Source organism: Mesoflavibacter sp. CH_XMU1404-2, from assembly GCF_037029465.1.
Lineage (GTDB): Bacteria > Bacteroidota > Bacteroidia > Flavobacteriales > Flavobacteriaceae > Mesoflavibacter.
Genome location: NZ_JAYMEM010000001.1, coordinates 242,597 through 249,503, shown reverse-complemented (window position 1 = coordinate 249,503; position 6,907 = coordinate 242,597). Strand labels below are relative to the sequence as shown.

At 31.3% G+C, this 6,907-nt stretch carries 15 protein-coding genes; all 15 read right to left on the bottom strand.

What is annotated here, in order from left to right; genetic code table 11:
- Positions 1 to 213: 213 nt before the first annotated feature.
- The 15 genes from WA327_RS01260 to WA327_RS01190 all read right to left on the bottom strand — a co-directional run bounded on the left by WA327_RS01260 (position 214) and on the right by WA327_RS01190 (position 6,905).
- Positions 214 to 696, bottom strand: a complete 483-nt coding sequence (locus WA327_RS01260) for a hypothetical protein (protein ID WP_336065534.1) — start codon at positions 694 to 696, stop codon at positions 214 to 216.
- Positions 697 to 821: 125 nt separating this feature from the next.
- Positions 822 to 1,052: a hypothetical protein gene (locus WA327_RS01255; protein WP_336065532.1), complete on the bottom strand. Its 231-nt coding sequence runs from the start codon at positions 1,050 to 1,052 to the stop codon at positions 822 to 824.
- A 163-nt stretch (positions 1,053 to 1,215) separates the two neighbouring features.
- Positions 1,216 to 1,707: a hypothetical protein gene (locus tag WA327_RS01250; protein ID WP_336065529.1), complete on the bottom strand. Its 492-nt coding sequence runs from the start codon at positions 1,705 to 1,707 to the stop codon at positions 1,216 to 1,218.
- 138 nt (positions 1,708 to 1,845) lie between these two features.
- Entirely contained in the window at positions 1,846 to 2,181 is a 336-nt protein-coding gene (locus tag WA327_RS01245) for a hypothetical protein (protein ID WP_336065526.1), read from the bottom strand.
- A complete protein-coding gene (locus tag WA327_RS01240; protein ID WP_336065524.1) occupies positions 2,171 to 2,401 on the bottom strand; it encodes a hypothetical protein in 231 nt (76 codons plus the stop codon). The genes WA327_RS01245 and WA327_RS01240 overlap by 11 nt, the downstream gene beginning before the upstream one ends.
- Positions 2,402 to 2,545: 144 nt before the next feature.
- The gene (locus tag WA327_RS01235) at positions 2,546 to 2,758 is read right to left on the bottom strand and encodes a hypothetical protein (protein ID WP_336065522.1); all 213 of its coding nucleotides are present in this window, start codon (positions 2,756 to 2,758) and stop codon (positions 2,546 to 2,548) included.
- A gap of 119 nt (positions 2,759 to 2,877) precedes the next feature.
- A complete protein-coding gene (locus tag WA327_RS01230) occupies positions 2,878 to 3,192 on the bottom strand; it encodes a hypothetical protein (RefSeq protein ID WP_336065520.1) in 315 nt (104 codons plus the stop codon).
- A gap of 68 nt (positions 3,193 to 3,260) precedes the next feature.
- Positions 3,261 to 3,899: a hypothetical protein gene (locus WA327_RS01225; protein ID WP_336065519.1), complete on the bottom strand. Its 639-nt coding sequence runs from the start codon at positions 3,897 to 3,899 to the stop codon at positions 3,261 to 3,263.
- A 51-nt stretch (positions 3,900 to 3,950) separates the two neighbouring features.
- Positions 3,951 to 4,175 (bottom strand): hypothetical protein, encoded by a 225-nt coding sequence (locus tag WA327_RS01220; protein ID WP_336065516.1) that lies wholly within the window; start codon positions 4,173 to 4,175, stop codon positions 3,951 to 3,953.
- Entirely contained in the window at positions 4,162 to 4,503 is a 342-nt protein-coding gene (locus WA327_RS01215; protein ID WP_336065514.1) for a hypothetical protein, read from the bottom strand. The genes WA327_RS01220 and WA327_RS01215 overlap by 14 nt, the downstream gene beginning before the upstream one ends.
- A gap of 11 nt (positions 4,504 to 4,514) precedes the next feature.
- On the bottom strand, positions 4,515 to 5,678 hold the full coding sequence (locus WA327_RS01210; protein ID WP_336065513.1) for a DNA (cytosine-5-)-methyltransferase: 1,164 nt from the start codon (positions 5,676 to 5,678) through the stop codon (positions 4,515 to 4,517).
- A 19-nt stretch (positions 5,679 to 5,697) separates the two neighbouring features.
- Positions 5,698 to 5,964, bottom strand: a complete 267-nt coding sequence (locus WA327_RS01205; RefSeq protein WP_336065512.1) for a hypothetical protein — start codon at positions 5,962 to 5,964, stop codon at positions 5,698 to 5,700.
- Positions 5,964 to 6,329 carry a hypothetical protein gene (locus tag WA327_RS01200; protein ID WP_336065511.1) on the bottom strand — a complete coding sequence of 122 codons (366 nt, stop codon included), beginning with the start codon at positions 6,327 to 6,329 and terminating at the stop codon, positions 5,964 to 5,966. The genes WA327_RS01205 and WA327_RS01200 overlap by 1 nt, the downstream gene beginning before the upstream one ends.
- A 62-nt stretch (positions 6,330 to 6,391) precedes the next feature.
- Positions 6,392 to 6,697, bottom strand: a complete 306-nt coding sequence (locus tag WA327_RS01195) for a hypothetical protein (RefSeq protein WP_336065510.1) — start codon at positions 6,695 to 6,697, stop codon at positions 6,392 to 6,394.
- Positions 6,698 to 6,722: 25 nt separating this feature from the next.
- Positions 6,723 to 6,905, bottom strand: coding sequence for a hypothetical protein (locus tag WA327_RS01190; RefSeq protein ID WP_336065509.1), 183 nt, complete (start codon positions 6,903 to 6,905; stop codon positions 6,723 to 6,725).
- Between the last annotated feature and the right edge of the window lie 2 nt (positions 6,906 to 6,907).

The window sequence follows — 6,907 nt, the reverse complement described above, 5'->3', positions numbered from 1 at the left end:
TAAAAGATTGCTTATTGTAGCATAACGGGCAGCGTAATGGCTACGCATCGGCAATCGTGAGTTAATATTTATTTTCTTTTGTTCTTATTCGATAACTACTATACATAACAAAGTATAAAGTTTATAGATGCGCAGCTCAATCGGTTTCTACGTGTATGCTGCGCATCCACAAACCTTATACGCTGCCCGTTACCAAAAATAAAAAATGGCGACTTACTCGGTCAGCTCACTCTTATATTTTAAATAATCAATTGCTATATCTAAATTTTGTATTCCTGTATGCGCTACTTTTATGTAACCATATCTTTCGTTAATCCAACTTTTATAGTCAATTCCTGCACCATATTGATAAACTGGATTTAATATAAAAAAGTAAGGATTTTTAGTTTTATCAAGCCATTCAAACACTTCTATTTTTTTTTTATTAAAATCAGATATAGCTAATTCTAATTCTCGGTTTTTATTTGAAAAATGTCTTTTATTTAAAATTGCTCGTGTACCTATTTCATCATTAAAATCAAGAGTTTTTATTGTTTCAATTAATGCTTTGGTTTTTATGTAATTAAATAGTTTAAATTTCACGAAATTTCCTAAATAATCATAAAATTCAATATTGTTTTTTAAACACTCTTTTTTGGTGTTTTCTTCTATATTAAACCAAGTAGGTTCTATTTTATCAAATTCTATTGTTTTCATACTGTTATAAATATTTGGCTACGCCACGCCATTTTTTACATTAGGTAACACCGCATATAGTTCAGTTGCCGAAGCATTAGTACGGTTAAGGCAACCGAAACCATATGCTTTTCGTTGTAAAACATTTAAATAGAATGCCACTTTAACCCTTTTTGCTCCATAAATTTTGCAAACACAGTCTTACAATGTTTTATTGTGTGTACTCTAGTATCACAATGTAAATTACCGTTAGGCAAAAAGATGCGTAGTTGATAACTAACGTCTTTTTCTCCTGTTCTGTATTCAATTATTACACCTGTCCATTTTTCAAACTCTGTTTTTAATATTGGTTTTGTTTTTAAGGTCAGCTCTCCCATTTTTAAACGTTTTACAACAATGGTTATAATCCATTGCTTTGTTAGTGTTTTATTTAAAGTTTCTGTGTGCTTACACGGTTCTAATTCCTACTCCGAAATTCTGCCGAATTTCTACGCAACGGAATTATAACCTAGTCCGTTACCAAAAATAAAAAAGGGCGACTTACTCAATCCCTAAAATGGATTTACATTTCTTTTTCCATCCTTTTTGAGTAACATCAATTCCTTTTGTGTCTGTTTGACTGTTAATCTCATTTACTTCTACATAGTCATCGTCTAAGTGCCAAATTACATTGGTTCCAAAAAGATACTCCGCTTTTGGTCGCATACATTGAAATCTTATTCTAGTTCTATCAATTCCAATTTTATCTGTAACTTTATATAAATCTTCATTTGTTGGGTTGTGTCTGTATTTGTGTTTATGTATTTCATCGTATCTACTGGTCAAAACCCAAACTTCAAAACCTTTTAAAATCAAACTTTTAGCAAAGTCTTGTACTATTTTATGGCTTAAAGTGCTATCAAAATCAAAAGTAACTATTTGCCTTCCTGCGTCAGACATGCCCTTTTTTACATTTTGTAACACGGTATAACCACCATTTTTTATTTGATGTTTATTTGATTGGTTGCTGTTTTTATTTTGTAAAGTGTTCATTTTCAGTTGTTTTTTATTTGATTCAAAAACGGATGGTTATACTTTTTCGTTATCTGCCATTATAAAAATAAAAAGGGCGCTCACTCGGTCGGCTGTACGGGTGCTTAACATACCATATACTCGTATATAGTCCATTAATCACTTTTTGTCATACTTCCAAAATTCCACATACTTATCCCAAGGTTGTATTGTCCAATCACCTTTTAAGTTTTTACAAGCCATTGCATCAAATATTTGCCCATCATCAATTTTAACCTTTAACCAACCCGCTTTATTTGGCATTTCATCTTTTACACTTATCCAACCTACATCTTCTTTAGAGTATTGTATTTGCGCTTCCAATAGACATTTGTTGCATAACCAATACTCATCAGTTGAGTGCATAATTGCTAAATCAAATTCTTTTTCACAACCTTCACATTGTTGCATTTCACCTGTTAATTTCCTTTTTACTTCGTCAATTCTAAATCCCATTTTTTTGTTGTTTAAATACTGTTATTATTATATTTCCGTTCATCGTTAAAACGATTGTTTGTTTCTTAATTTTTAATCTTACATAGTGTAAACCCTCTTTTATTAATTTATGAGGTTTGTCTTTAAACTTAAATTTAAGAAGTCTTAATAACTCAACACCTGTTAAATCAAGTCTTTCCAAACTTCTTTCTACTGCGTGAGAGGTAAATTTTATTTCCATAGTTATAGTTTTTATGTCGGTTGCACCGCCACGCCCTTTTTATTTTTATAACGGTAAAGGTTATCGCTATCGCTCAACCCAGATAATACCGTATAAAAACAAATGCTAAAGCATCAGTTCTTATACTTTTCGTTATATGCAAGGCTACTTTGGGTTTCCATTAGAATTTAAGTGACCATTAAGACAAGCCCAAAGATGTTTTGCAGCTTCTCTTACTTTTTGATAAGTCTTATCACTTTGGAATCTATGGTCGCCTAAATCATAACCTAATCCATATTCAATGTCTTCCCATTTTTGGGAGTAATCAATGTGTTTTAAGATGTAAAACATTTGGGCTTGTTCGCTTTCGTGTGTCATAATATTTCTCGGTTTAAAACCGCCCAGCATATAACAGGCGGTATAGTTTATAAGCCTTTGAAATTTTCTTGTCGAATTGAAGCGGTGTGGTAGGCTTACAAAACCATACCGCCAACCCGTTAGCATTCATTAAATAGCTTTTTAGCTAATTCTTTGCAAACTTGTTCAAATGCATTTCTACTTGTAAAAGTTAGTACTAATTGTCCTTTAGCTCTTTTACTTTTTGGTTTTATACAAATTGGTGTGTTCATATAAATAAATTGCAATAACTCTTCCTCGCTATTAAACGATTTGATAACACCACCTATACGTAATTGATCTTTTATTTTATTTACCGATTTTTCAGTTATCCAATAAATATTATCGCCATTTGGCATCTCGCCTGTTTTGGTTAGTTTTCTATTTATAAATTCTTCTATATCCATTACTTTCATACTTTTATAAATTTTTCATCTAATTATTTAGGTTATTAAATCAAGATAACTATACTTATCTGAAACCGTTAAAACCTTTTCTTGATAAGTATATAACCGCTTAATTTCATGTCTTTAATGTTTGCTGGTCGTTTGGTATAAAGCAAACGATTAACTGGTCTGTCTTTGTAGTTTAATTGAAATTCTAAATCAAAAGGAAGCTTTATGTCTAACCATTTAATTTTTGGTGTTGTATAAACTATACCAAAATTTAAACCTAATGCCCACGGACGGTAAGTATCTAAATTGAAGTATTTTTTTTGCTGCAAACCTTTACGGTTAATTATCTCTGTACCTGCTTGTAAGTACCAATAATCGCCAATGTATAAGTCTATGTTTGTAAATGGTATTTTTTTTATTAATGGATCATACGTAATACCGCCATAAAAACCGTAAGATTTAAAATGTATGTTTTTAAAGCTTTCGTACCTTAATTGCCATTTAAAGCCTATTTTTTTAGGCTGGTAGTTTTCCATGCCTAATTGTATGATATAGTTTAAGCTTCCTGCTTCTACACGTTTACCGTCTTTGGCTAAAAAGTGGCTTCCAGATAATACCGCAGGATCTACTCCTACAGATATATACCAGGTGTCGTTAATTTTGTTTGTTTGTGATTGTGTGTTTATAGCAAATAATAGAATTGCTAATGTGGTAATTAGTGTTTTCATAAGTGGTAAATTTTATATGGTTTTACTAAAATACTATTTTTTTACAACTTGTTATGTTTTATTAATCCAACTTGCAGCTTGAATAGTATAAATTTGTATTTGCAATAAATCTGCCAAACTAGAGTTAAGCATCTGGTTTTTTTCTTTTATTAGTTTTTGTATCTCTATTTCTAACTTTTCTTTTTGACTGTAGGTTAGTGGCTCTGATACAATAAATTGCATATAGCTATCTATTTGCTTTTGTTTTGATGCTAATATATGTTTATAAACTGCCATTATTTTTGATTTGTTGATCTAGTTTTGTTATTAACTGTAAGGATCTGTTTTTTAAAAATTGGTCTTTTGTTTGTGTATTAAAAACAGTTAGTGCTTGTTGTGTGGTTACTGCATAATGATAAAGTAGTTTTAAGCTAAATTTTTGCTGTTTATAAAAATTAAAATGAAGTTTTTGAAGTTTTAAATATACTGTTTGTAATAAGCTTAATTGTAATTTATTATTGGTGTAATCTATTAATTGTTTGTTGTAATAATCTTTAATAGCTTCTATTAATGTTGTTACATCATCGGTATCTAATTTAGATAGTTTTATTTCTTGGTGGCTCATGGTTTAAATTATTAATTGTTTATATGTAATCGAGATGTTACTTCCTTCACTACATTAACGGTTACTGCATTGCCTATTAATTTGTAGCGTTGGGTTTTTGGTATTTCTTTTTTTACATTATTATAGAAACCATACTTGGTCCAATTATCAGGAAAACCTTGTAGGCGTTCGCATTCTATTTCGGTTAATCTTCTTATTTGGTTTACTATTGGTATGTGTCCGCCACCTTCACCCATTGCGCTTGTTAATGCAGTTGATTTGTTGGTTAATTGTCCTGCGTTTTTTTGTGTACCGCCAGTTACTTTAATTACAGGTTGTCCGCTTCCGTCCTCTCTTGCTCTTGCTGGTATGGTTGGACTTATATTTTGTTTTACTTTTCTAAATCCTTTACCGTCGTTATGTGTACGTAATGTGCCAATTACTACGCCTTGCGTATCTGTTGCGCTTATAGTAAAACTTGGCTCGTTAGTATTTTTTATACGTCTACCATTTTGTTGTTTTTGTTTGCGGTCTGGGTTTTGGATTGGTTTTACTTGTATATATGTTCCGTCAGTTGGTATTTTTCCATAACCAGCCATTAACGTTCCAACTTTATTGTTTTGTGTCGGTTGTGTAGTATTAGTTTTTTGGTGCGTTTTTGTGATAGGAAATACTCCTGGCTTACTTGATCCTGCAAGATGTCCGACAAGATAAATGCGCTCTCTATTTTGGGGTAAAAACCAGCTTGTATTAAGCAGTTGCCATTCAAGTCTATAACGCCCAATGTTGGTAAAGGCGTTGAGAATTGCCCAAAAGTCTTCGCCATTGTTGCTGGAGAAAGTTCCTTTAACGTTTTCCCAGATAAAAACACTTGGTTGGATTTCAGAAATAAGTCTAATTGCTTCCATGATAAGGCTACTTCTTTCCCCTTCAATCCCTTTTCTTTTTCCAGCCAAACTAAAATCTTGGCAAGGACTTCCGAAAGTGATAATGTCTGATTGACCTCGTGATCCGGAAACATCTGTAATTGATCCAATGTATTCTGCATTTTTAAAATTGTGTTTATAGTTAGCTATGGCGTGTTTGTCTATTTCTGAAAATTGATGTTTTATTATATTAAAACCTGCTTGTTTTAAGCCTAGTGCAAATCCACCTGTACCGCTAAATAGATCTAATAATTTGATGTCTTTTTGCATTGTGGTAAATTTTATATGGTTATATATTAGTTTTTAACAGTTGTTTGTTTGTTTGGTTGTGGTAAATGATGATGCAATTAGTTTTGCCGACGTATGGACTATTTTTTGCACGATTAAGCATGTATTGTATTAATGCTTGTGTGCTTTTAGTTTCTTCTTTTATAAAACTGTACCATACTGGGTTATGATCTGTAGTTTTAAACTGGTGCTTTAATAAAAACACCAGCTTTAACTGACTACAATTACTGCATGCGCTTTTACCACACTTGCATTTTTTTGATGCCATTATATGTTTTGTTTGGTATAGATTACGTCTAGGTTTAAAATACGCTGGTATATTTTTTCTGCATGCGCACGGTTTTTGGCGTTTATTTTAGTGCCTTTAATGTTAAATTCTTTTTCGCCTTTTAATGGTTTTAGCTGGTCCATTACTTTAAGACTATTTTTTACGGTGTGTTTTTTAAAAAATGTCCGGTTTATTTTTGTTTTTATACCGGAAACTATTTTATAAAAATAGGTTGTACGATACCATTGTCTTAATTGTTTTTTTAATGCGAAAAATAGCATTTTAAATGCGCCTTGTTTGATTAATTGATAGATCATTAATATTGTAAAGGCGTAAACTATGATGTCTAAAATTATATGTATCATGTGGTTTTTTATATGGTTTTAAAAGAAGCTGCAACAAAAAATATTATTGCAGCTTTTGTTTGTTATCTACGTTTTACATAGAATATTTTTTCATCCTCTGTTACTTCTAACAACTTTAATGGTATGTTGTGTTTTTTGCTAATTTTTTCTTTAGCTTTTTGAGGATCATTGCCAACAAAGTTTTTAATTACTTTTTCTATGTAATCTTGTGGCTCTGTTTGTGTTTCTACTGTGTTATCTTCAGTAGTGTGATTTGTAGGATCTACATTGTTGTTTTCAACTTCTTGGTTTTGATCCTGTTTGTTAGCAACATCTTGAGTTGGTTGGTTGCTGTTTGTTTGTTGAGTGTTTTCTGTTTCTGTACTCATAATTAAATGTATTAAAGGTTATTGATTATTGTTCTATTAGTATTTGTCTGTTAATTGGGTAAAACACGCTACTTACTTTTGTTAATTGTGAGTAGCTTAAATGTACTTTTACACCGTTTTTAAAATGTTGTACAGATCCTACTGTACCAATGTTTACTATTTTATCGCCTTGATCTAAAGTGTAGGCACTTTTTGTGGTTGTTTGCATGG